This window comes from Noviherbaspirillum autotrophicum, assembly GCF_000818395.1.
Lineage (GTDB): Bacteria > Pseudomonadota > Gammaproteobacteria > Burkholderiales > Burkholderiaceae_D > Noviherbaspirillum > Noviherbaspirillum autotrophicum.
The window spans coordinates 1,839,755-1,863,239 of record NZ_JWJG01000028.1 but is presented as its reverse complement, the minus strand read 5'-3'; the positions used below and the strand labels follow the sequence as shown (position 1 = coordinate 1,863,239).

At 59.4% G+C, this 23,485-nt stretch carries 23 protein-coding genes and 1 tRNA gene; 7 read left to right on the top strand and 17 right to left on the bottom strand.

All coding sequences use genetic code 11. The features are described from left to right. Window positions 1-258: 258 nt before the first annotated feature. Window positions 259-1,032, top strand: a complete 774-nt coding sequence (locus TSA66_RS09940; protein WP_052452219.1) for a helix-turn-helix domain-containing protein — start codon at window positions 259-261, stop codon at window positions 1,030-1,032. Between the two features lie 178 nt (window positions 1,033-1,210). Here TSA66_RS09940 and TSA66_RS09935 read toward each other — a convergent pair whose 3' ends face one another. Both TSA66_RS09935 and TSA66_RS09930 read right to left on the bottom strand, forming a co-directional pair. Further along, the gene (locus TSA66_RS09935) at window positions 1,211-2,149 is read right to left on the bottom strand and encodes an alpha/beta fold hydrolase (RefSeq protein WP_040039880.1); all 939 of its coding nucleotides are present in this window, start codon (window positions 2,147-2,149) and stop codon (window positions 1,211-1,213) included. A gap of 678 nt (window positions 2,150-2,827) precedes the next feature. Beyond that, on the bottom strand, window positions 2,828-3,481 hold the full coding sequence (locus tag TSA66_RS09930; protein ID WP_052452218.1) for a TetR/AcrR family transcriptional regulator: 654 nt from the start codon (window positions 3,479-3,481) through the stop codon (window positions 2,828-2,830). Window positions 3,482-3,538: 57 nt separating this feature from the next. Between TSA66_RS09930 and TSA66_RS09925 the strand changes: the two genes are divergently transcribed. Continuing rightward, window positions 3,539-4,747, top strand: coding sequence for a glycosyltransferase (locus TSA66_RS09925; protein WP_040039879.1), 1,209 nt, complete (start codon window positions 3,539-3,541; stop codon window positions 4,745-4,747). Between the two features lie 218 nt (window positions 4,748-4,965). Here TSA66_RS09925 and TSA66_RS27700 read toward each other — a convergent pair whose 3' ends face one another. After that, entirely contained in the window at window positions 4,966-5,532 is a 567-nt protein-coding gene (locus tag TSA66_RS27700) for a transposase (protein ID WP_232429374.1), read from the bottom strand. Beyond that, window positions 5,499-6,365: a transposase gene (locus tag TSA66_RS27695; protein ID WP_232429373.1), complete on the bottom strand. Its 867-nt coding sequence runs from the start codon at window positions 6,363-6,365 to the stop codon at window positions 5,499-5,501. Before TSA66_RS27695 ends, TSA66_RS27700 begins: the two co-directional genes overlap by 34 nt. Window positions 6,366-7,048: 683 nt before the next feature. Here TSA66_RS27695 and pqqA point away from each other — a divergent pair. The 3 genes from pqqA to TSA66_RS09910 all read left to right on the top strand — a co-directional run bounded on the left by pqqA (window position 7,049) and on the right by TSA66_RS09910 (window position 8,462). After that, window positions 7,049-7,123 (top strand): pyrroloquinoline quinone precursor peptide PqqA, encoded by a 75-nt coding sequence (gene pqqA, locus TSA66_RS28200; RefSeq protein ID WP_084199171.1) that lies wholly within the window; start codon window positions 7,049-7,051, stop codon window positions 7,121-7,123. Window positions 7,124-7,182: 59 nt separating this feature from the next. Next, the gene (locus TSA66_RS09915; RefSeq protein ID WP_094298979.1) at window positions 7,183-7,395 is read left to right on the top strand and encodes a pyrroloquinoline quinone biosynthesis protein PqqD; all 213 of its coding nucleotides are present in this window, start codon (window positions 7,183-7,185) and stop codon (window positions 7,393-7,395) included. 173 nt (window positions 7,396-7,568) lie between these two features. Then, window positions 7,569-8,462 carry a cache domain-containing protein gene (locus tag TSA66_RS09910; RefSeq protein ID WP_094298978.1) on the top strand — a complete coding sequence of 298 codons (894 nt, stop codon included), beginning with the start codon at window positions 7,569-7,571 and terminating at the stop codon, window positions 8,460-8,462. 666 nt (window positions 8,463-9,128) lie between these two features. On the opposite strand, the gene TSA66_RS09905 is transcribed toward TSA66_RS09910, so the two are convergent. The 4 genes from TSA66_RS09905 to rpoD all read right to left on the bottom strand — a co-directional run bounded on the left by TSA66_RS09905 (window position 9,129) and on the right by rpoD (window position 12,896). After that, a protein-coding gene (locus TSA66_RS09905; RefSeq protein WP_408639473.1) for an IS5 family transposase occupies window positions 9,129-9,924 on the bottom strand; the annotation gives its coding sequence in 2 pieces (ribosomal slippage) (window positions 9,129-9,648 and window positions 9,647-9,924; 798 coding nt in all). Between the two features lie 73 nt (window positions 9,925-9,997). Further along, entirely contained in the window at window positions 9,998-10,204 is a 207-nt protein-coding gene (locus tag TSA66_RS09895; RefSeq protein WP_040039878.1) for a hypothetical protein, read from the bottom strand. A 331-nt stretch (window positions 10,205-10,535) separates the two neighbouring features. Further along, window positions 10,536-10,614: transfer RNA gene (locus TSA66_RS09890), tRNA-Ile, on the bottom strand. A 65-nt stretch (window positions 10,615-10,679) separates the two neighbouring features. Continuing rightward, window positions 10,680-12,896, bottom strand: coding sequence for an RNA polymerase sigma factor RpoD (gene rpoD, locus TSA66_RS09885; protein WP_232429444.1), 2,217 nt, complete (start codon window positions 12,894-12,896; stop codon window positions 10,680-10,682). Here rpoD and TSA66_RS27690 point away from each other — a divergent pair. Then, entirely contained in the window at window positions 12,886-13,332 is a 447-nt protein-coding gene (locus tag TSA66_RS27690) for a hypothetical protein (protein ID WP_232429443.1), read from the top strand. The genes rpoD and TSA66_RS27690 overlap by 11 nt on opposite strands. Before the next feature lie 59 nt (window positions 13,333-13,391). Here TSA66_RS27690 and dnaG read toward each other — a convergent pair whose 3' ends face one another. From dnaG to TSA66_RS09855, 6 genes are all read right to left on the bottom strand, one after another. Further along, complete coding sequence (gene dnaG, locus TSA66_RS09880) at window positions 13,392-15,191, bottom strand: DNA primase (protein WP_040039876.1); 1,800 nt, start codon at window positions 15,189-15,191, stop codon at window positions 13,392-13,394. A 110-nt stretch (window positions 15,192-15,301) separates the two neighbouring features. After that, the gene (locus tag TSA66_RS09875) at window positions 15,302-15,751 is read right to left on the bottom strand and encodes a GatB/YqeY domain-containing protein (protein ID WP_040039875.1); all 450 of its coding nucleotides are present in this window, start codon (window positions 15,749-15,751) and stop codon (window positions 15,302-15,304) included. Window positions 15,752-15,877: 126 nt separating this feature from the next. Next, window positions 15,878-16,090 (bottom strand): 30S ribosomal protein S21, encoded by a 213-nt coding sequence (rpsU, locus tag TSA66_RS09870; RefSeq protein WP_005665410.1) that lies wholly within the window; start codon window positions 16,088-16,090, stop codon window positions 15,878-15,880. 102 nt (window positions 16,091-16,192) lie between these two features. Next, a complete protein-coding gene (locus tag TSA66_RS09865; RefSeq protein ID WP_040039874.1) occupies window positions 16,193-17,389 on the bottom strand; it encodes a BaiN/RdsA family NAD(P)/FAD-dependent oxidoreductase in 1,197 nt (398 codons plus the stop codon). Between the two features lie 72 nt (window positions 17,390-17,461). Beyond that, the gene (locus tag TSA66_RS09860) at window positions 17,462-18,616 is read right to left on the bottom strand and encodes a YbdK family carboxylate-amine ligase (RefSeq protein WP_052452217.1); all 1,155 of its coding nucleotides are present in this window, start codon (window positions 18,614-18,616) and stop codon (window positions 17,462-17,464) included. A 17-nt stretch (window positions 18,617-18,633) separates the two neighbouring features. After that, on the bottom strand, window positions 18,634-19,851 hold the full coding sequence (locus TSA66_RS09855) for a cation:proton antiporter (protein ID WP_040039873.1): 1,218 nt from the start codon (window positions 19,849-19,851) through the stop codon (window positions 18,634-18,636). A 39-nt stretch (window positions 19,852-19,890) separates the two neighbouring features. Between TSA66_RS09855 and TSA66_RS27305 the strand changes: the two genes are divergently transcribed. Then, window positions 19,891-20,121, top strand: a complete 231-nt coding sequence (locus tag TSA66_RS27305) for a hypothetical protein (RefSeq protein ID WP_040039872.1) — start codon at window positions 19,891-19,893, stop codon at window positions 20,119-20,121. Window positions 20,122-20,254: 133 nt separating this feature from the next. Here TSA66_RS27305 and cobA read toward each other — a convergent pair whose 3' ends face one another. From cobA to TSA66_RS09835, 3 genes are all read right to left on the bottom strand, one after another. Continuing rightward, window positions 20,255-21,037: a uroporphyrinogen-III C-methyltransferase gene (gene cobA, locus TSA66_RS09845; protein WP_052452216.1), complete on the bottom strand. Its 783-nt coding sequence runs from the start codon at window positions 21,035-21,037 to the stop codon at window positions 20,255-20,257. Then, window positions 21,021-22,019 carry a DNA-binding protein YbiB gene (gene ybiB, locus TSA66_RS09840; RefSeq protein WP_052452215.1) on the bottom strand — a complete coding sequence of 333 codons (999 nt, stop codon included), beginning with the start codon at window positions 22,017-22,019 and terminating at the stop codon, window positions 21,021-21,023. Before ybiB ends, cobA begins: the two co-directional genes overlap by 17 nt. 68 nt (window positions 22,020-22,087) lie before the next feature. Beyond that, window positions 22,088-23,479 (bottom strand): sensor histidine kinase, encoded by a 1,392-nt coding sequence (locus TSA66_RS09835; protein WP_084199456.1) that lies wholly within the window; start codon window positions 23,477-23,479, stop codon window positions 22,088-22,090. Window positions 23,480-23,485 lie beyond the last annotated feature (6 nt).

The following is a 23,485-nucleotide window of genomic DNA, read 5'->3' as shown; positions in this document are numbered from 1 at the left end:
TTTTGTCTATAGAACAATTGCGACATGTTCCTGCCCTGCGTGATTTCCCAGTAGCAAGTCAACCAAATCATCGTGAACGAATATCGAACAGTGCCTAACGCTCTCTCGCCCGCTTCGCATCCGGAACCGCATCGCTCCACGACGTTTTTGCTGCCATGCGTATCGCTGTCCGGTTGTGTAGTAGGCGCCGTTATACGGGATACACGTCACATCACACTTGCCGATTCCCAGCGCTACAACTATTTCCCGGCAACCCCGATGTGCACACTCACCTGGTTCTTCGAAGGATGCGGAAAGATGGTCGAACCACCGTCGGAGGGGACGCATGGGGCAATGCTGCCGAATCTGATATTCAGCGGCCCCTTCCAGGTTCCACCGGTGAGCTGGAATCCGGGTCCGGTGCATGCAATGATGCTGGTACTGTATCCGGAAGCAGTGACCGCACTTACAGGGCGCGACATGGGCGCCTATCTTGATCAGACTGTGCCGGCTGAAGAGGTGCTTGATTCCAGATGGCTTGAGTTATGCGAAGACGTATTTCGCGCACCAAGCGATGCCGACCGTTTCGTGTTGATTCAAGAGCGGCTCGACGCTTGGTGGCAGTCGGTTCGCCCGGCTGGAACGCCGGCCAGCAATCTGATGGAAGACTGGTTTCGTGCCATCACGCTGCGTGCGGCAACCTCCGGTATTGGCCGCAGCATACGCCAAGTGGAACGACGAATCAGGGCATGGACCGGGCAAACGCAGCGTGAACTTCAGCCACTGATTCAGATTGAACGCTTGTATTTCAATGCGCTGTCGGCGCGCAAGGAAGGCAAGGTGGACTGGGCCGGAATGGCGGATGACGCCGGTTTTGCGGACCAATCGCACATGAGCCGGCAGTTGCGCCGTCTTACCGGGTTCCCGCCTGCACAGATTATGCGATTGATTGACGAAGAAGAGGCATTCTGGCCTTATCGGGTACTGGCGGAACGACCGCTGTCTTTTAGCAAGGCCATCTCCGAGGACTCGAAGTATTCAGTCCACAACTGACCGCTTTCGGGGGATTAATCAGTAGCGATGACCGTCTGCAAATGGTTTCCTCGTGAAATTTTACGGGAAAACGGGGCCAGGTCGTGCAAACCAACATATGTGTGATTGCAAGACCGGCCTTACGAACAGAAAAAAATAGAGGGGCACGGGTTGGATGTGTAGAGAGCAGTAAACCAACCTAAGGCTTGGCCAGCCCGGCGCGAAACCGGAGATAGTCGGCCGCGACTTTCTCGTCGCGTTCTATCATCGGCAAGTGGCCGACGTTGGGCAGGATAATCACTTGCGAGCGCGGCAGCAGTTTATGCAGGATCGCGGCGCTGTCAACGTGCAGCGCGCGATCTTGCTCACCCCATACGATCAGGGTCGGCGTTTGCAGTCCTGCGACACGTTTTTCGAGCGTATTGTCATTCTTGGTTTGCTCAAAAATACGCGCATGCAAATCGTAATTGACGATGCCTTCCTGTGCGATCACGTTCTTCACAAATCGCGGAATATAGGGCGGATCGCTCATCACGAAGCTGAACAGGCGCGCAAACTCCTCCTCGTTTTTCGGCAGCAGCGTGTTTTTCCCGCTGCGCTGCATGCTTTTTGCCAGGTCGCCGGGCGGGGCGCTCCAGATGCCGGCCGGCGCCAGCAGCCACAGGCTGCCGACTTGATTCGGGTAAAGCGATGCATAGGTCAGCGCGATCTGCCCACCCATCGAGCTGCCGCCCAGGTGCAGCTGCTTGATGCCGAGCGCCTGCGCCAACGCATGCAGATTGCCGGCTTGCGAAAGGGCCGTATAGTCGGCCTGTGGCGGGTGCGACGATTCGCCAAAACCGATCTGGTCCGGCACGATCACGTGGTAGCGGGGCGTCAAGTGGCGCGCCACGCGCGTGAAGTTATCCTTGTCCGCGCCAAAGCCGTGCAACAGCATCAGCGGCTCGCCTTGCCCGCCTTCGAGATAAACGTAGTGTAAACCGCTGGGCAGGTCGATTTCCTTGCGGACTAAGCCGGAACGGGAACGGTCGAGGTCGAGCAGGATGGCGGTAGCGCGTTCCGGTGCGAAGGAGGTGAAGGCGAACACGCAGGCCATGAACGCGGTCAAGGCCACTAGAGTAAATTTCAGTATGCGCATGTGACAGTTCCCGTAAGCGAAATTTTCAATGTAATGGAGGGTGTTGAGTGGCGGCCATTCGGGTCAGGTCTTGCAATCCACTATATGCGTGATTGCAAGACCTTATCCCGTCCTCTGCTCTGGTGCGCGGAGTGAAGACGATCAGCAAGATACCCCGGATAGCTTGGATTGAGCTGCCCGCATAAGTGCTTTGGTGTACTGATGGTGAAACTTGGACAGCGCATGGAACGTGAAGCCAAAAGATGCTTGACCTTGAGTGGATACCGACTTGGGTATTACTGCAGAACCAAAGTACAAGCGGGTCCCTAAACCGATTAAAAACACAGTGCTAAATAAGTGTGAAAGACGTCAGGTGTCTGTAAAGGGTGCTTGAACGACAATCGCTGTATGCTCCCATAGAAATATTGTCAAAGCAACATCATATTCGTGGGATTGCTGAACGTCTTCTTTTGGCAGCCTGGCGTCTATGTTCATCACGTTCTGTCTGACCGCTTGAAGTTCTTAACCGGACATCCAAGACTTGCCTACAAACTCACGCTGTCGAGCAGAAGCAATCCTCATCACCGCAAATGTGCGGCGTCAACTATCAGAGCAAATTGCTGTCTGCTTGAGATGTGCCAGTAACACACGCATGGTGGCCGCTGATACTGTGAAATCGCCCTGTTTTGCCAAGGAATACTACTGTCGGCCAGTAGCGCAGGCGCCATTTACGAACAGTTGAACCACAGCTGTGAACTCTTGCTGCAGATTGAGTCGCCGGTCCGTGATCCAGCGCATCAGCGCGCCGAAATACAAGTAGTGAAAATAGACCGCCAGCTGTTCGGCCGGGCGCGTTGGATCGAGTTCGCCGCGCTGCTGCGCCGTAACGATCAACAACGTCCACACCTGCACCATGTCACCGCTGTCGGCGTGTTTGCCGGCCTTTTCGACGTTCGGATCGAAATTGGCGAACTTGTAGCGGATATAGGGCAGCAGGTAGTCAGGATGGCGTTCGCACCAGGCGGCCGACTCGGCCAGAAGGGCCGAGGCGTTGACATGAAACGGCGCGTTCAGGTCAAAACGGAAACCAAGGCCGGCGAGGTCGCGCGCCAATTCGCCTTCCAGCCAATACGCCAGCACCGCCTCCCTGGCCGGAAAATACTTGTAAAGCGTGCGCTTCGACACCTCGGCTGCAGCCGCAATCTGCTCCATCGTCACCGCCGTGTAACCTTGGGCCTGAAAAAGTTCAGCGGCAGCCGCGGCGATGCGTTCCCTCAGGCGCGCCTTCTTCAGCGGTCGCCCACCGCTGGCAGGCGCTCCAGGTTCGTTTTCTAGGTCGGTCAAGGAGGTCATGGCGGAGAAGTATAGAGGATGCTAAAGTATACGTCGTATACTTTTAGTGGAAAATGCATGAGGCTGCTGATCCTTACCTACGGCACGGACGGCGACACCCGGCCGCTTGTCGCCCTTGGCCACGCGCTGCGCCGCAGCGGACACGATGTACGTCTGCTGGGCGACGCCCGGACGCTTGGCTCGGCCGAAGAACTTGGCCTCGCCAACTCGGCACTGTCTGGCGACATCCGCCAGTTGTTTTCCGACTGGAGCCGCGAAGGGCCGAAAGGCACGGCCAAGGCGCTGGTGCGACTGACCAATGCCAATACTCACGCCTGGACGGTTGAAACCCTTGCTGCTGCTGAAGACTGCGACGCCATCCTCACCTCCGGCCTGGCGGGTTTTATCGGACTGTCGGTGGCTGAACGCCTGGGCATTCCAGCCATTGGCGCCGGCATGATTCCGCTCACGCCTTCGCGCGAATTTCGCTCGCCGTTCCTACCTGCCAACCTGGTCCCGCGCTGGCTCAACCACGCCAGCCTCAGGCTAACCAACCAACTGTTCTGGCTGGCCTTCAGGAGAAGCCTGAATGAAGCGCGGCAGACTGTGCTCAGGCTGGCGCCGCGCCAAACACTGCCGACCGAACACCCAATGCTTTACGGTATTTCGCCGACGATCCTGCCCCAGCCCGCCGATTGGCCTGCCCACGCCCGCCTGTGCGGCCAATGGCAGACCCCGGCGGCAGACTTTACGCCACCGAATGAGCTCGCCGACTTCCTTCGCGCCGGCCCGCCGCCGCTCTATGTCGGCTTCGGCAGCATGGCCGGGATTGATGGTCAGCACGTTGCAAAGACGTTGATCGCAGCCTTGGCCGGTCGTCGCGCTCTGTTTTTCCCTGGCTGGAGCGGTATGGATGACATCGCGATGCCTGACAACATTCTGCGCATCGGTATCACTCCGCACGGCTGGTTACTGCCGCGTACTACCGCTGTCATTCACCATGGCGGCTCCGGGACGACCCATTCCGCCACCCGCGCTGGCAGACCGTCAGTCGTCATCCCATTTGCTGGCGACCAACCCTTCTGGGCAGAACGCCTTAATCGCCTGGGCATTGCGCCGCCAGCGATCAATGGGGCGAAGCTGGCCGCAGAGCCATTGCGGCAGGCGATTGACTTTGTTGAACGCGTGGTTGTTAGGAAGCGGGCAGCGGAGCTCGGCAAGCGGATGGAACGCGAAGATGGACTGGCTATGGCCGTCGACGAGATTGAGAAGTTAATCAAGCGGTAGTGTGGTGTGGAGATGTGCAATTGATATGACGGTTTGTGGTCGCAGGTCGCCCGTGGACACAATTCAGCCTTCGGCCCAGACCGTATAAAAACACCAGATTTTGATGCGTAAAGGAGCGATGAGAGCTTCGGCTCACTTTGCCAGTGGCAGCGGCAATTTGTATTCTTTGATGCCGGCTTTGAAGTGCCTTCCGGATGGATTGCGATATTAATTGGGCTTTAGGCCCTCATTGCTCGCATTAGCGCCGGTATTGTCATGATATTGAAGACCCGCTTCATGTTGTAGGAAAGCACATGCAGGCTCATTTCGGTTTTGACGTGCCTGAGCGTCTTCATCAGGAAGTGGGCTGAGCCCATCCATAGCTTGAGTGTGCCGAATGGATGCTCGACTGTCGAGCGACGGATACGCATCGCTTCAGGGAACCGGTCCAGCCGTGCCTGCACTTCGTCGAGCACGTCCTCATGCTCCCAGCGTGTCACGCGTCGCTGCTGGCTTGGTGTGCAACGATCCTTCATGGCGCACGTTTGGCAATTCGAACTCCAATACCGGTGCAGCGTCATGCCGCTCTCCTGCCGGGCATCGGCACTCATCCCTGAACGGATCGTAAATGAAATCGTCCTTCCCGAAGGACCTTCTGCCGTGGCATTGGAGGTGGCAGAGTTGGGAACAATCGCGGCAATGCCAGCCTGATCGCACTTGAATATTTCCTCACCGCTGTAGTAACCGCGATCCGCAATGGCGGTGACACTGTTCATTCCCATTGCACGACATGCCTTCTTTGCCATCGAGGAGAGCTGGCCACGGTCTGAACCGGTATTCGTGACTTCATGCTCGACAATGAGGTGTGATGCCGCGTCTCGACCGCAGTTTGGACGTTATAGCCGACAACGCCCGTGCCGCGCGTCTTCATTGATCGCGCATCTGGATCAGTGAGCGAGATTTGGCCGTCAGGTGCTTGAGCAAGTTCTGCCTCGATCACCTTCATGGTTCGCATCTGCTCCTTCAACGCTGCAATCTTCTCCTGCAGGCGTTCAGTGCGCAACTGGCCAATATCCGGCCCCTGCCGGTCGGCTGAATCCATTTCAGACAGATAGCGTGCAATGCTCGATTCGATTTCCTGTATCCGGCGTTGCAGCTTGGCTTGGGTGAAGTTCCTGTCACGGTTGTTCACTGCCTTGAACTTGCTGCCGCTAATGGTAACCAAGGCTTCAGTAAACAGATCGAGCTTGCGGCATACGAGAACAAATTGGCGGCAAACATTGCGAATGCCCTTGCCGTTATCCTTGCGGAAGTTGGCGATCGTCTTGAAGTCGGGAGCGAGCCGGCCAATCAGCCACATCAACTCGACATTGCGCTGCGCTTCCCTCTCCAGCCTGCGGCTGGATTGAATGCGGTTGAGGTAACCGTAGATGTAGAGTTTGAGCAAGACGGCGGGATGGTAAGACGGTCTTCCTGTTCTGGCCGGCGTCACACCGTCGAAACCCAGGGTCGCCAGATCGAGCTCCTCGACGAACGCATCGACCACACGCACCGGATTCTCTTCGCTGATGTAGTCGTCCAGCCGATCCGGCAGCAACGTGCTCTGCGTCCGATGTTCCTCTTGAATGAATCGCTTCATCGATCCTCCGGTGTCTTCAGCCCGACAGCCTATTCAACACTCAAGAATTAATCGCGGTGTTCGAGAGGATCAACAATGAGTAAACAATTTGCGCAACCGCGTTTTTACACACTCTGGGCCGTTCGCGTCCACGAAGCTGACATAACCCGTTTCAGTACAAATCAAGCCGTCTCAAATAGGTGCCGTCATTTCTCTTCTCATTGCTGACGCCTAAACGCGTTCCGGCCGCCTTAAGGGCTCGCCCATGACAATGCATCCTACGTTAAGCGACTGTTACCGGGAAGCCCGCATCCCTGCTTTGGGTCGAACTGAGCCGGATGCTCGGCTCTTGGGAATGACCGTTTTGCACTAAATTCTGTTGAAAAACTCTGCGGCAATATGAGCTTGCTATGCCAGTGGGCCCTGCTTTTATGAAATTGCCCTTCCGGTGTCCACGAAAGACTGAAAATCCTTGTATCGGTGGTTCGCTTCCCCCGGCCACCATGCTCGGCGCCATGATGCTCGCCTATGCGGACATGTGCATTGAGGGCTGGGGCACCGATACCTCGATGGAGCGCAATGACCTCCAATCATGATTTTCATGAGCTACTTTTGGCGAAACTATGGTGGCCCGCCTCTGACCCGGTGCTGATAATCAATCAGGAATCGGCATCTAGTCGCTTCCCAATTTAAGGAGACTTGCGATGATCTGGGAAACACCTGCGTACTGCGAAATCCGCCTCGGCTTTGAAGTGACCGCTTACGTCTACGTACGCTAAGCGTGCGCTAACTGGAAGCCCGGACGGGAAGACTGCTTCCGTCCGGCGCCCATACAGCCATGACGACCACAATCATCGCCCCCCCCGACCGCGCCTGTTCGCGGCTTGCGCCGCACTTCGTCTTCCGCTGGCAAGACAGCCAGGACGCCAACACACTGCTGTACCCGGAAGGCCTGAACAATTCGGCCAGCGAAGTCCTGAAGCGCTGTGACGGCAAGAGCAGCGTGACGCCCATTGATTCCGAGCTGCAGTCCGCTTTCCCCGGTTCATGAGCCGATGTCGCCAAAGGCGCCAGATCCTTTATCCACCTCGCCCGGGCCAAACGCTGGCAGCGCTGCTGATGCCGGGGGAGAGGGTGAGTTTGCAGATAACCGATTCGCATTAATTCTGTAGCTCAGCATGCCTTACTAGATTGATTTCACCATCCACTGCAACGGAGTCACCGATGAAAATGAAGCACGCTGGTTTACTGGTTCTGGCCCTGGCGGCCGCCTTGAATGCTGCCCCGGCGCTCGCAGCCACGCCAACCGACAGCTCGGCCGGCACGCCCGGCGCGATTGAACGCGCGGAAGCGAAGGCATCGGCAGCTCTGCTCGCCGATGCGGTCGGCTACCTGCACAAGCACGGTCCCGACAAGGCGTTCACCGCATTCAACGACCGCAAGGGTGCATTCGTGCATGGCGCCCGTTACGTCTATGTCGTCGGCAGCGACGGCATCATGTATGCGAATGGCGGAGCGCCGGATGTCCTGGTCGGGGTCGATGTACGCGATCTGCACGACGAGGCCGGCAAACCGTTCATGCGCGAATTGCTGGACAAGGCCCGCAACGGCGACGCCGGCGTGGTCGAATATCGCTGGCTGAACCGGGCCAACAACCACATCGAAAACAAGACGGTATCCTTCCGCAAGGTCGGCAAATACATCGTTTGCGTCGGTTACTACATTCCGCGCTCGGCGGCCGAAGAGGCGCAGGCACTGCTTGAAAAGGCGGTCGCGCAGATGCAGACGGCCGGCGTGGCACCCGCATACCAGAGCTTCAACGATCCGAAAGGCGGCTTCATCCGCGGTGATCTGTATGTGTTCGCAATCGGCATCGACGATGGCAAATATCGCGCGTCCGGCGCCTCGCCTCAGCTCGTCGGAACCGACGCACGCGAATTGCATGACGCTGCCGGCAAACCGCTGATACAGGAAATAATTACGCTGGCTAAAGAGAAAGGCAGCGGAACAGTCGATTATGTGTGGCGCAATCCGGCCACCAACGCCATCGAAGCCAAGCACTCGCTGATTCAGCGCGTGGGCGATGTGCTGGTCGGAGTCGGGTACTACTCGAAATAAGAAGTAATCCTCGCCGCGACCGGGACGCCGGGCGCGGCGATTTCCTCAGATTCGGTTATCTTCGTGTCATTCAATGATACCGAGGAATACAGTTAGCCAGAAGGTCAAAACTTAACCGCCTGATTTGCTTATGCGATTTACTGCCTATTTCGTCAGGGCCGGTCGCCAGGCGATGAATCCGCAGGCGTGCTGCTGCATGGCGAGGTAAGTGTCTTCCCGTATTACCCAGCACACGAGCAGCGGCGTGAGACAACTAGACGTGCACTCGACGACCCAGCGTCGGGCACGTGCACTGCGTTGCTTCTTGTTATCCCGTTCGTCACGCCTGCTGACTATGACCGGTTCATACCCGGCACTACGCACCAGGCGCCGCACTCGTCGTAATCATAGCCTACGCCCAGACACCACTTGCTTGTGTGGCCATCAATTGGCCGCGCATACATCATGCTCGCCAGCGTCGCGGCAACCAGTTTCACCTCATGCCGGTGACCGGCACATGAAATGTGCAGTCGTGATTCCGAGTTTCCTGAAATCGGTGCAGGCCTCCAACGCTTGTGAAGGCGCGAAAACCGGCGGTTAGTGAGTGACAGTGCTGTCGATTTTTTCTCGCAAGGCGCGGTGATTGTTCACATGCCATAACCTGGACGCGCAGTACTAAGAACCTGTTCAGTGTCTCCGTAATAACAATGACAGGAAGGCGAGCGCTACGAGTTGGGCGCTGGTTTCCAGTTTGCGCTCGCAGTTCTTCCACAGCCGTCGGCATTTCTCTAACCAGGCGAACGAACGCTCAACGACCCAACGTTTGGGAAGCACGGCAAAGTGATGCAGCTCGCTGCGCTTGACCACCTCGATTTTTGCGCCGAGGATTTGCCAGACCAACTCTTCATAGCGTGCGCCAGTATAAGCACCGTCCACGAGCACGGTTTTCACCTCACACAGCGTTTCGTCATTGAGCAACAACATCAACAGGGCGCCATTGCGGTCGGTCACGTCGGCGGTCGTCACTTCGATCGCATGCGGTAGTCCCTGCGTATCCACCGCCAGATGTCGCTTGATACCCGATACCTTCTTGCCCGCGTCATAGCCTTTGGCCCGCGCTGTATCCGTGTTCTTCACGCTTTGCGCGTCGACGATGCAAAAGCTCGTCTTTGCGGTGCGTCCATTCTCGATACGCTCGCGCCTGACCAGATTTTTTTAAAGCTTGCTCAAACAGGCTCGTCCCATCCGCCGCTGTACTGATCGTCCAGTGATCGAAGTAGTAGCGCACGATATTCCAGCCCGGGAAATCGCCCGGAATTGCACGCCAGGTACTTCCATTCTTTAGCAAATACAGGATCGCGCAGAAAACATCGTATAAATCCACCTTCCGTGGCGCTGTCCGGTGCTTCGCCCCCTCCAGCATCAGCCGGATAACTTCAAATTGTTCCCGGCTGACGTCGCTCGGATAAACTTTTCGCTCCATACCAGCTGCTCCGCATTCAGTGCATCTCCAGCGTTTGATTCAAAGACACTGAACAGGTTCTTAGAGACCTCATTCATTTGGTCGCCTTCCCTATGGCGGCGACCTTGTCCTCGGTCCCCTCCGGTTGTTCAATGATTCCGTGACGGACGCAATAGTCTTCCACCAACACTTCAAGCATGTTGGTGAGACTTCGTCGCTCACGCCCCGCCGCGGCTTCAAGCATGCCCTTCATCTTGGGAGTCACTCTGAAGCTTAGCCCGACTGTCTTTTCCTGATCCATGTTGTTCGCCGTTATGTATTGCAGTCTAATATACTTTTGGTCACATTCAGCTGCAATCCCTTGAATATGTGATGGCTTAGCTAGCAAGTGCCAGATTAATTTTGGCCATTTGCCGGCACAATCGAAGACGGAATCCTGAACCGCAGCCGGTAGGCCGGAATGTAGATTGCGGATGGTATCGGGGTCAATTAAGATTCCGACACACCTCGATCACGCCAACAAGATCTCATGGAAAAGTTTGAAACGACTCGCAGCGCGGCCTACAAATTGGCGCGCTACACGATCCTCCCGGAAGTTCGCACTACGTAAGAACGCAACCCTCGGCGATGCTTGGTGGGCCTCCCGTGAGTCGAACACGGCACCAACGGATTATGAGTCCGCTGCTCTAACCAAGCATGAGCTAGAGGCCCGATTGACGCTGTCAAAAACTCGGGCGGTGTTACCCGCCCGAAAAATTCCTGACAATGTTAAACGATTAACTGCCTTCGAGGAAGCTCTTCAGCTTGTCCGAGCGCGATGGATGGCGCAGCTTGCGCAGCGCTTTTGCTTCTATTTGACGAATGCGCTCGCGGGTGACGTCGAATTGCTTGCCGACTTCTTCCAGCGTATGGTCGGTCGACATCTCGATGCCGAAGCGCATGCGCAGCACCTTCGCTTCGCGCGGCGTCAACGAATCGAGCACGTCCTTGACCACGCCACGCATCGACGCATGCAAGGCCGCATCGGCCGGGGCCAGCGTATTGTTGTCTTCGATGAAATCGCCCAGATGCGAATCGTCGTCGTCGCCGATCGGTGTTTCCATCGAAATCGGCTCTTTCGCGATCTTCATGATCTTGCGAATCTTATCCTCGGGCATTTCCATCTTGATCGCCAGCGTTGCCGGATCTGGCTCGGCGCCGGTTTCCTGCAAGATTTGGCGCGAAATGCGGTTCATCTTGTTGATCGTTTCGATCATGTGCACCGGAATACGGATGGTACGCGCCTGGTCCGCAATCGAACGCGTGATGGCCTGACGGATCCACCATGTCGCATAGGTCGAGAACTTGTAGCCGCGACGGTATTCGAACTTGTCCACCGCCTTCATCAGGCCGATGTTGCCTTCCTGGATCAGGTCAAGGAATTGCAGGCCACGGTTGGTGTATTTTTTCGCAATCGAAATCACCAGACGCAGGTTCGCCTCGGTCATTTCGCGCTTGGCCTTGCGAGCCTTCATCTCGCCGGCCGCCATCTTCTTGTTGATGTTGCGCAGGTCCGGCAGCGGCAGCACGACACGCGCCTGCAAGTCGATCAGCTTTTGCTGCAGTTCCTTGATGGCGGGGACATTACGGCCGAGCACGGCGCTATACGACTCACTGCCGGCGACTTCGCCGTCGATCCAGTCGAGATTGGTTTCATTGCCCGGGAAGACCTTGATGAAGTGGGCGCGCGGCATGCCGCAGCGGTTCACGGCCACATCAAGGATCTGCTTTTCGATGTGGCGCACTTCGTCCACCTGGCCACGCAGCGTATCGCACAGCTTTTCAACGAACTTGGCGGTGAAGCGAATCGACAGCAGTTCGTTGGAAATGAATTCCTGCGCCTTCACGTACGGCTTGGAGTTGTAGCCTTCCTTTTCGTAGGCTTTGCGCATCTTGTCGAACTGGGAAGCGATCAACTCGAACTTGCCAAGCGAGTCGCGCTTCAACTGTTCCAGCTGCTCTGCGGAGAAGCCGGCGGCACCGCCGCCGCTGTTTTCCTCTTCCTCTTCGTCTTCTTCGTCCTCTTCGTCCTCGTCCTCTTCGTCATCGGAGGCAGCGGCAACAGGAGCGGCCGCAGTTTCTTCCGAAGCGTTCGGGTCTACCAGGCCGTCAACGACTTCATCAATCTTGATCTCATCCTTTTCGATGCGCTCGGCAGCGGCAAGAATTTCAGCGATCGTGGTCGGGCAGGCGGAAATCGCCTGGATCATGTCCTTCAGCCCTTCTTCGATGCGCTTGGCGATTTCGATTTCGCCTTCGCGCGTCAGCAGCTCGACCGACCCCATCTCGCGCATGTACATGCGCACCGGATCGGTGGTGCGACCAAAGTCGGAATCGACTGTCGACAGGGCGGCTTCGGCAGCGGCCTCGGCGTCATCATCGTCACCGGTGACATTGGCGACGTTATCGGACAACAGCAGCGTCTCGGCATCGGGCGCCTGCTCGTACACGGCAATGCCCATGTCGTTGAACGTGCCGATGATGCCTTCGATCGCTTCCGGATCAACAATGTTTTCCGGCAGATGGTCGTTGATTTCGGAATAGGTGAGGAAGCCGCGCTCCTTGCCCAGCTTGATCAGGGTCTTGAGCTTCTGACGGCGCTGCTCGAGCTCCTCCTCGCTAGCCTCGGTGTCGGACGAGAACGCATCTTTCAACAGCGCCTTTTCCTTGGCCTTGCGATCCTTGGCGCGCGCCTTGTCGGCCGCCTTCAGTTCGGCACGCTCGACGGCATTCAGCGCGGCGACTTCGTCGTTCTCGGGCTGGAAATCCTTCGGCTTGCGGCCGCGGCGGCCGGGCACTTTAACCGTTGGCAGCACGTAGCTGGAGGTGTCGATCGCAGCCAGGGCGGCGGCGTCCGTCGTCTGGCTGACTGCCATCACCTTGGATTCGGTCTTCGGCTCGGCCTTGGCCTTGGCCTTGGGTGCTGTCTTCGATTCAGGTTTCTTGGTCGTCACGGGTGCTTTCAATTTCTCGGGAGCCGGTTTGGCAGCGGCTCGGGATGAAGTTTTCGCCTTGGTCGCAGTCGCGGTTGGCGCCTTCTTTGGCGTCGCCGCAGCGGTCTTCGTCACGGCTTTGCTGGGAGTCTTCGTCTTGCTGGCGGCAGCGGCCTTCTTCACGGCAGGCTTAGCCATCGACTTGCTCGAGGCCGGTTTAGTTGCAGCCGGTTTCGCTTTTTTTGCGGTAACAGTCGTTTTCGCGGGTTTTTTCATTGCGTTTGCCATGGAATCAATACCATCTAGATGCTCTCGTGCGCCGAGGGATTGCGCCTGGTGGAGCCGATTATTGACCTGTTTCGGCATTCGCCCGCGCGACAATTTGCTTACTTTTCGTTCATCGATTTATGGCTGGGATGCAAGCCGGTTCGACAGTCGAAATTTCGTAAGGCCTTGAATCAAAAGCTTTTAATTATACTACAGAGAGCAATATTTCTCCAGCTAAAAGCATTACTGTTACGTTCGCGGCATACGTTCGACCTCAGCTTGCCGCCGGAGTTGCTCCTGCAGTTGCATCACTTCGCGATATCGTGTACGCGCTTCGTCAGTTGTCAATCCGGTTGCCACCAACCTATCCAGTTCCGCTTTCAATAATTGCATTTTAGTCTTGCGCACCGCGCCGGCAAGTTCCAGACGTGCCGCCTGCGGATCGGATTCCGTATCATCGGCGGCAATTTCCGTAATCAGTGGATCGAAGTCGGTACTTACTGCGCGTAACTGCTCGGCCAGTGCCGCAAAACTAGCTTGCTCGCCAAGCGCCTGACAGGCGCCAATCAACTGCAGCAGCATCTCGGCATTGTCCGGCGCAAGCTGCGCGGCAGCATCCAATGCACCCTGATCAAGCTCCGCAGCCAAGTCCGGGTGTGCCACCAGAATACGCATCATCTGGCGCTCCAGCCCCATCGGCGGCGTGCGCCTGGTGCGCGCCGGCGCCACTTTTGTGCGCGCCACCGGCTGCGCCAATTCGAACAGCGCCTCGATCTCGGCCGGCGTGGTCTGAGTCGCCTGCGCGAGGCTGCGTACGATTTGCAGCCGCAAGCCCGATGGCGGCATCGCCTGCAGCAATGGCTTGGCCTCGAACTGCGCCTTGGCCCGCCCTTCCGACGTGCGCAAGTCGTTGTCCCGCGTTACCTCATTGAGCAAGAACTGTGACAGCGGCATCGCGTCGCGCACCTGCTGCTCGAACGCCTCGGCGCCCAGTTCGCGGATATAGCTGTCCGGGTCGTGCTCGGCGGGCAAGAACAGGAATTTCAGCGTCTTGTTGTCGGTCGCATGCGGCAGGCAGGCATCGAGCGCGCGCCGCGCCGCGCGCCGCCCGGCGGCGTCGCCATCGAAGCTGAAAATCACGTGGTCGGTCTGGCGCAGCAACTTGTGCACATGGGTCGGCGTGCACGCCGTTCCCAGGGTGGCGACCGCCTGCGGAAAGCCAAGCTGGGCCAGCGCAACCACATCCATATACCCCTCGGTGACAAGCGCATAACCGGCTTCGCGAATCGCTTGCCGGGCCTCGAACAAGCCGTAGAGCTCATTCCCCTTTTGAAATAAGGGTGTTTCCGGCGAGTTCAAGTACTTCGGCTCACCACCATCAAGCACACGCCCGCCGAAACCGATCACCTGCCCCTTGGCATTGCGAATCGGGAACATGATGCGATCGCGGAAGCGGTCATAGCGCTTGCGCCCAGCGCCCTCCTCCTCGCTCTTGTCGATCACCAGGCCAGCCTCGACCAGCTCGGGCGCGTCGTACCGTGAAAACACCGCGCGCAAGCCATCCCAGCCGTCCGGCGCATAGCCAAGCGCGAATTTTGCAGCGATCTCGCCGGTCAGGCCGCGTTTTTTCAGGTAGGCGATGGCATTCTGCGCGCCGCGCAACTCTTGCCGGTAATAGTCGCTTGCCTTGACCATCACGTCCGACAGCGCCAGGCTTTTGGCCTGCACTTCGGCGCGCTGCGCCGGCAACAGGCGATCCTGGTCCGGGACGACCATCCCGACGTTTTGCGCCAATTCCTTGACCGCATCGACAAAGCCGATGCCGGAATATTCGATCATGAATCCGATCGCGGTGCCGTGCGCGCCGCAACCGAAACAGTGATAGAACTGCTTGGTCGGGCTGACGGTGAAGCTGGGGGATTTTTCGTTATGAAACGGGCACAAGCCCATGAAGTTGGCACCACCCTTCTTCAGTTGCACGTAGCGGCCGACCACATCGACGATGTCGACCCGGTTGAGCAAATCCTGAATGAAAGACTGTGGAATCACTGCGCGCCTGAAAGATCCGGAGTACTGACGAAAAAGCCATGAAGCGATTCAAATGGATCGCGTCATGGCCTGAAAATGGGGGCAGGCGGCCGTTTTTAAACCGCCGACTGTCACGCCTTGGACAGCGCAGCCTTCACCAGTCCGGAGACGGCAGTCATGTCGGCGCGACCGGCCAGCTTCGGCTTCAACACCGCCATCACCTTGCCCATGTCCTGCGGACCGGCGGCGCCGGTGGCGGCGACGGCGGCATTGACTTCGGACTGGATCTCGGCTTCCGACATGGCGGCCGGCATATAGACGGACAGCACGGCCATCTCGGCCTTTTCATTATCGGCAAGATCCTGGCGACCACCTGCTTCGAACTGGGAAATCGAATCCTTGCGCTGCTTGATCATCTTTTCGATGATGGCGAGCACGTGCGCGTCGGTCAGCTCGATGCGCTCGTCGACTTCCTTTTGCTTCATGGCGGCGGTCAAGAGCCGGATCGTGCCGAGCTTGGCCATGTCCTTGGCGCGCATGGCGGCCTTCATGTCTTCATTGATTTTTTCTTTGAGACTCATGTTTTCTCCAATATCAGATCAGCCAGGCCATCAAGCCGCACTCACGGCTTGAAACGCCAAAACCCGCTGCGGGACAACTCCGGAGCGGGTTTGCGCGATACCGCACACAACGTGCGGCAGCAAAAATCAGTACAGCTTTTTCGGCAATTGCTGGCTGCGGATGCGCTTGTAGTGGCGCTTCACGGCAGCGGCGAGCTTACGCTTGCGCTCTGCGGTCGGCTTCTCGTAAAACTCGCGCGCACGCAACTCGGTCAACAGACCGGTTTTCTCGATGGTGCGCTTGAAGCGACGCATGGCAACTTCGAAAGGCTCGTTCTCTTTAAGGCGAATTGTGGTCATGTAAACTCAACCGAGGGTTTTTAGGGAAAGAGGGAGAGTATATCAGCATTGAATCAGCTTGAAAAGAGTGTTAACAGTTTTGTCGCCAATTTGCAATATTAATCAAATCGACATCCCTGCCGCCGTCCCGGAAGCCCATGCCCACTGAAAATTATAGCCACCCAACCAGCCAGTCACGTCCATTGCCTCGCCGATGAAATGCAGGCCTGGCACCTTGGCCGCCATCATCGTCTGCTGCGACAATTCGCGTGTGTCGACCCCGCCGCAGGTCACTTCCGCCTTGCGATAGCCTTCCGAGCCGTTGGGCACCACCACCCAGCGGTTGAGCGACTCGCCGAGCTTGCGCAGCTGCTTGTGCGGCATGTCGGCAATGCGCGCATCGGGTTTGAAATCATTGGCCAGCAGCCAGCCCTCCGCCAGGCGCGCCGGCAGCCATTGCGCCAGCAGGTTGCCGAGGTTTTTCTTGAGCGAGCCTTTGCCCTGAATAAGAGTTTCGGCGATATCCGTTTCCGGCACTAGGTTCAGGGTCAGGGCCGCGCCAGGCTGCCAGAAGCTTGATATCTGCAATACCGCCGGGCCGGACAGGCCGCGATGCGTGAACAGCAAGTCTTCGCGAAAGTGCGCGCGCGACTTCTTCTCGCCGGTTTCGATATCGACTTCCAGGGCGATTCCGGCCAGCGCGACGAACTGCTGCCATGCCGCCTCGTCGAACGTCAGCGGCACCAACCCGGGGCGCGGCTCGACCAGTTTGAGCCCGAATTGCTTGGCGATGCGATAGGCAAAATCCGTGGCGCCGATCTTGGGAATGGACAGGCCACCGGTGGCAATCACGACATGGCTCGCCGTGATTGTTCCGGCGCTGGTATCGAGCCGGAACATCTCGCCTTCCCTGCCGACGGCGTCGATCTTGCACGGCATGCGCCAGGCCACGCCGCCGCGCTCGCACTCGGCTTTCAGCATGTCGATGATCTGTTCGGCCGATTCGTCGCAGAACAGTTGCCCCTTGTGCTTCTCGTGGTACGCGATGCGGTAGCGTTTGACTAGCGCCAGGAAATCCTGTGGCGTGTAGCGCGACAGCGCGCTCTTGCAGAAATGCGGGTTGTTCGACAGGTAGTTCTGCGGGCCGGCGTGCAGGTTGGTGAAATTGCAGCGGCCGCCGCCGGAGATACGGATTTTCTCGGCCAGCCTGGAGGCATGGTCGATCAGTACGACTTTCTTGCCGCGCTGGCCGGCGACGGCGGCACACATCATGCCGGCCGCGCCTGCGCCGATTACTGCAACATCAAATTGATTTGTCATGGCTTGTGCGAATTCGGATCAGCCGTGATTGTACGGGTTCATCCGCCTTCGCGGCCTGGAGCGCGCCAATCTCTATTGCACGTAGGGAAGCGAGGTGTGCTTCATCCACAGCTCCGACGCCATGCGCGTGACGTCGTTGAGCGAGCCGCGCTGCTTGTAGGTCTGGCGCAGCCAGGACGCGTCGTTCTGCCGGTCGTGCGCCATCTGGCGCAGGCGGATCAGCGCCTTGAGCTCGGCGTCGTTCTTCGCATAGCGGTTCAGGTCGTGCAGGCGCTCGATGATGCTGGTGTAGATGGTCTGCTTAACCGCCGGCGAATTCTTGTCTGCCCCCTGCAGCGCGATCTCCCCGTCCAGGCCGTAGCGGCTGGCGGCGAAGCGGTTGTACTGGTACAGCAGGTAGTAATCCTCGTGGATCTCGATCGGCCTCTCCGTCAAGAGCCAGCGCGCCAGCAGCTGCGCATAGCAGCCCAGGAGCGCGGCCAGCTCCAGCGTGAGCGGCGTGTCGCACACGCGGATTTCGACCGTGCCGTATTCCGGCTTGGGCCGGATGTCCCAGTAAAAGTCCTTCATGCTGCCGATGATGCCGAGCTTGAGCAGTTCATCGTAGTAATTCTCGAACTCGCTCCACTTGGTCAGCACCGGCACCGTGCCGGCCAGCGGGAAGGCGCGCACGACGTTGCTGCGCGAGGAGTCGAACGCGGTATCGACCCCCTGGTAGAACGGCGACGCCGCGGACAATGCGATAAAGTGCGGCACGTAACGCGAGAAGCCGTGCGTCAGGTACAGCGCGTCGTCGCCGTTGGCCACGCCGATATGGATGTGCTGGCCGAACACGGTGAAGGTCTTGGCCAGGTAGCCGTACTTGCGGTGCAGGTGGTGGAAGCGCTCGGAAGGCGTGATGCGCTGCTCGCTCCAGCTCTGGAACGGATGCGCGCCGCCGCCGGCGATATCGATGTTCAAGCGCTGCGCGCTCTTGATCAGCGCGCCGCGCAATTCCTTCAGTTCCTGCATCAGCTCGTCGACGCGGGTATGGATGCCGGAATTCAGCTCGATCATGCCTTGCGTGATTTCCAGCTTGATCTTGTCCTGCAGCTCGCGCGGCTCGATCCAGTTCAAGAGATCGAGCGCATCGGTGGCGAGGTTGTAGTTGCGGCGATTAACCAGTTGCAGTTCCAGCTCGATGCCCATCGTGTTGGGCGTCGAGGACGTGAATGGCAGGCTACCCATCTTGATCTCCTTGGTTTCTACGAGTGTTGTTCGTGACCGCCTTCGCCTGACTTGATCAGCGCGAACTGGGTGGCGATCGGGCCCAGCAGTTCCAGCACGATCAGGCTGCCTGCCAGCAGCGGCGCAACCGCCGCCGCCGTCTGCGGATAGATCGTGGACAGCTGCATCAGGCTCAGTCCGGATTCGGCCATCGGCAACGCGCCCAGCGCGAGGTAGCCGGCCTGCCGCCATTGCAGCTTGGCCGGTCGGGCGAAGGCGAAGATGCCGCACGTCATGGCCAGCAGCCGGGCGCCGATCAGCACCGCGACGGCCAGCGCGCCGGTGGCGAACAGCTCGGGCAAGGTGATCGATGCGCCGATGGCCACGAACAGCACGACCATGAACAATTCGCTGGCCACGCCGAACTCGAGCTCCATCAGGTCGTACTGCAGGTCGAGGTTCTTCGACAGGATCGCGAACACCAGCATCGTCAGCAGCACCGGCAGATGCAGCGCATGGGCGGCACCGATGGTGAGCGTGATGATGGCGATCACCAGCACGAATTGCCGGCTGCGCTCGCGCCCCAGCAGGCGCGCCAGCGGCATCATCAGGCGATAGGTGAAATAGGCCAGCAGGGCCGAACCGCACAACGCATACAAGGTGCTCGACAAGAGCGTCTCGATCGGCGTGCCGGCGTCGGTGGCGACGATGGGCAGCACGATGTAGGCGGCCAGCAGGGCCAGCAGGTTGTTGAGCGCCGTCATGGCGGCCAGGCGGCGCGTGACATGCCCTTCCGCACCGAGGTCGCGCACCACGACCATGATGACCGCGGGTGCGGTACCGATGGCAAACACGCCGGCCAGGGTGGCCAAGGAACGGGAGACGCCGATCAGTTCGAGCCCGCCCCACACGAACGTGAAGCACAGGATCGCACTGGTGACAACGGTAACGAACAGCCATTTTTCGCGTCGCAGCCAGCCGATGTCGACATAGCGGCCGAGCTGGTAGACCACCAGCGCCAGGGCGATATCGGAAAAGGTATTGGCCAGCTTCAGGATATCGCCGGTGAGCCAGTTGGCCCCGCCCGCGCCCAGCGCAAAACCGATCAGCAGATAGCCGGTGATGCGTGGGATCCACGAATTTTTTGCAACGATATAACCGCCCATCAGACCCAGCAGCAGCAGGCTGCCGAACAGCAGCAACGCGTTCCATTGCAGCGGCTGTGCCAGGTCAAGGGGCGGAAGAGACCAGCTCATAACTCCTCCAGCATGAAATACTTTTTATAGGGAAGAGAGTTGGATCAAGAGATTGCCTGGAAGCCGGATGCAACGCATCGACATCGTCCTGCGAACACCGTGCAGAGCTGCCTGCACGACATCATGCGCCCGATATGGAAGCGAGTTATGGCCTATCAAACAAGCTTTGAGAACTCCCTGGGGCACCTTGTTGATGCCGCCTCAAAGGCGGGCGGCACTGCATTCTTTGTCTACCGGCGCGCTATAAAGTTCCGCTCAGCAATGTTTTGAAGTATCTTTTTTGCGACGGATAAACGAAGGAATGGATTGACAAGGAGCGCAGGCGCTGGCAAGAAAAAAGGCCGCCCGCGAAGGCGACCCAACTCGCTGGGGAAATGATCCGCGGGTTAACGTCGATGCAACGTCAGACGCGCGGCGATTGAGATTGATATGGGAGATGCCGGCTGCCTGCGCCAACATCTTGGTCGGCGCATCGCACCACGTCGCCCACGACGATGATGCCGGGACTGCCCAGGCCCCACGCCGCCAGCGCTTGCGGCAGTTCGCCCAGGGTGGTGACAAGCTGGGCCTGCGAGGGCAGGGTCGCGGCATGGATCACCGCCACCGGCGTCGATGCGGCCTTGCCGCCGGCCAGCAAGGCGGCCTGGATCTCGCCGCAGCGCGCCACGCCCATATAGATCACGAGGGTCATGTCCAGCCTTGCCAGCGCCGCCCAGTCGGGATTGGCGTGCGGCGTCTTGCCGTGGCCGGTCACGAACACCGCGCCCTGGCTCCAGTCGCGATGGGTGAGCGGCACACCGATCGACGCCGGGGCGGCCAGGCCGCTGCTGATGCCGTTGATGACGTCGACGGCGATGCCCGCGCCCTGCAGGTGCGCGCGCTCTTCACCGCCGCGCCCGAAGATGAACGGATCGCCGCCCTTCAAGCGCACCACGCAGCGGCCGGCCCGGGCTTCGGCGATCATCATGCGCTCGATGAATTCCTGCGGCGTGGACTGGCAGCCGCCGCGCTTGCCGACCTGGACGATGCGCGCGTCGAAACGCGCATGGTCGAGGATATCCGGATTGACCAGGTCGTCGACCAGGATCACGTCGGCCAAGGCAATTGCCCTGGCCGCCTTGATGGTGAGGAGTTCGGGATCACCGGGACCGGCGCCGACGAGGAAGACTTTACCCTGCGTTTTCATGGGACACACTGTTTGCCTGTAGACGCTTTGCTACATGCAAACAGTGTTCCACCTGCTCCGCGATCGGTTGCGGCACCGGTTGCTCGCCGCGCAGGGCCGCTTCGATCCAGCGGGCCGTGGTGGCGGCATCACTTTGGTGCGGCAATGGCGGCAGTTCGTCCACCGGCTCCTGTTTATGCACCACGGTCGTGCACTGATGGTCGTGGAACCATTCGATCTGCTGCGCGCGCTTGGCGTTGGCCACGGCCTCCCCTTCTGTTCCCCGCATCAGGAAGGCGTCGCCGCGCGCCGTCGGCACGGCCGTGGTGAAATAGGCGGTGAGCATTTCCAGGTATTCAGGATGCGTGTACGAGGTCAGGCGCAGCGCCGGCGCGGCAAACGGCTGCAGGATCTTCACCAGCGTATGCGTGGTGTTGCGCACGCCGAGGACGCGCCGCAAGGCCAGCAGGCGCGCCACCTTCGGCGCCAGCGCCTCGATCGGCATGAAGACCGGCTCGCGCGCGGCAAAGGCTGCCGCGACCTGCTGGCGCGACTGCGCCAACGGCAGCCCCAGTTCGCGGAAGATTTCGGCGGTCGTCACGCGCCCGGGGTCGGCGCTCACGCCGTGCACCAGCACGGGAACGCCTTGCCGCGCAAGCAGCAGCGCCAACAGCGGCGTCAGGTTCGCCATATGGCGCGAGCCGTTGTAGCTCGGAATGACGACCGGCGCATACTGGCCGGCGGGATTGTCCAGCTTGTCGAACGACGCTTCCGCCGCATCGAGAAATCCGGCGATCTCGTCGACCGATTCGCCCTTGATGCGCAGCGCCATCACGAGCGCGCCCAATTCCAGATCGGAAACGCGGCCGTCGAGCATGGCGGCGTAGAGTTGACAGGCATCGCTGCGCGATATGCCGCGCGCGCCTTTGCTGCCGCGGCCGATTTCCTTGATGAAAAGGGCTGCGGAAAACGCTCCGGCAGCCGGGGTGTCGATGTGAGTCATAGTGGTAGTGTTCATCACGAGAGGGTACTACGAAGCCGGCGCACTCTGCACGAAGTGCGCCGCAGTGTTCAGTATGCCGGCCCGGCAGGCAGCTCGATCACGAATTCCGCGCCGCCCTCGGCCGCATTGCGCGCATAGAGCCGGCCGCCATGCTGCTCGATGATGCCGTAGCTGATGGACAAGCCCAGCCCGGTCCCCTTGCCGACCGGCTTGGTGGTGAAGAACGGGTCGAAGATCTGCGACATGTGCTCGGCTGCAATCCCGGGGCCGTTATCGCGCAAGGCCAGCGACACCAGGTTCGCGTCGGCCCGCCCCTCGATCCACAGCTGCGGCTGCGCGACGCGGGCGGCGGTGGCGGCATCGTAAGCATTCTGGATCAGGTTCATCAGCACCTGCAGCAACTGGCCGGGGTTGCCGGTCACATTGAGCGCCCCTCCCGGTTGCCAGTGCACCGCGAATTCCGGCGCCGTGCCCTTGCGCACCCAGTGGATCGCCCGCTCGACCACCGCGCAAAGGTCGAGCACGCCCTTTTCCTCCCGGTCGACGACCGAGAAGCGCTTGAGCCCGCTGACGATATCGGCGGTGCGCTGCGCGCCTTCGATGGTGCCTTCGATCAGCGACGGCAAGTCGTCGAGAATGCGGTCGATGCGCAAGCGCTGGCGCAATGCGTCCAGATCATGGTGCGGCGTATCGTTGCGACCCGCGTCGTGCACCGCGTCGAGATAGGACGACAGCCGATCGCTGTAGCGCTTCAGGGCATGGACGTTGCCGAGCACGAAGCTGATCGGATTGTTGAGTTCATGCGCGACGCCGGCCACCAGCCGGCCGAGCGAGGCCATCTTTTCCGAATGCAGCAGCTGCCGCTGAGTGCGCTTGAGCGCCTCGTGGGTCTCGCGCAGTTCATGGTAGGCGCGCTTGAGCTCGCCAACCGGCCGGCCGACGAACACGTAACCGACGCGACGGCCGCTGCTGTCGATGCGCGGCGTGCAGTTGACCTCGACCGGCACCGCATCCCTTGCCGCGCTGGCCAGTGCAAGTTCGACCACCTCGCACAGCCGCTGCGTGTCGCCCTGCTCGATCACTTCGCGCACCCGGCGCACGCTTGCCTCGTCGGCGAGCAGGCGGTAGATCGGCATGCCGCGCAAGGATGCTTCGCTCAGGCCGACCAGCTCGCGCAGCGCGACATTGGTTTCCTCGATTTCGCCGAGCTGGTTGCAGGCCACCAGTACATCCGACATCGCCGACAACAGGCTGAAGATGAAGCGCTGCGAACGTTCGAGTTCTTCGTTCTTCTCTTCCAGCGCGATCTCGTCGCGCACGAGCTGCGAATACACCTCGTCCATCTTCTGGATCACGTCGACCCAGGTCGCCTCGTCGACACCCTCGATCGGCGGCTGATTGCCCAGTCCGCCGAGCGGCGCGCGCGCCGGCACTCTGCTTTTCGGTCTGCGTTGCGGCATGTGTTG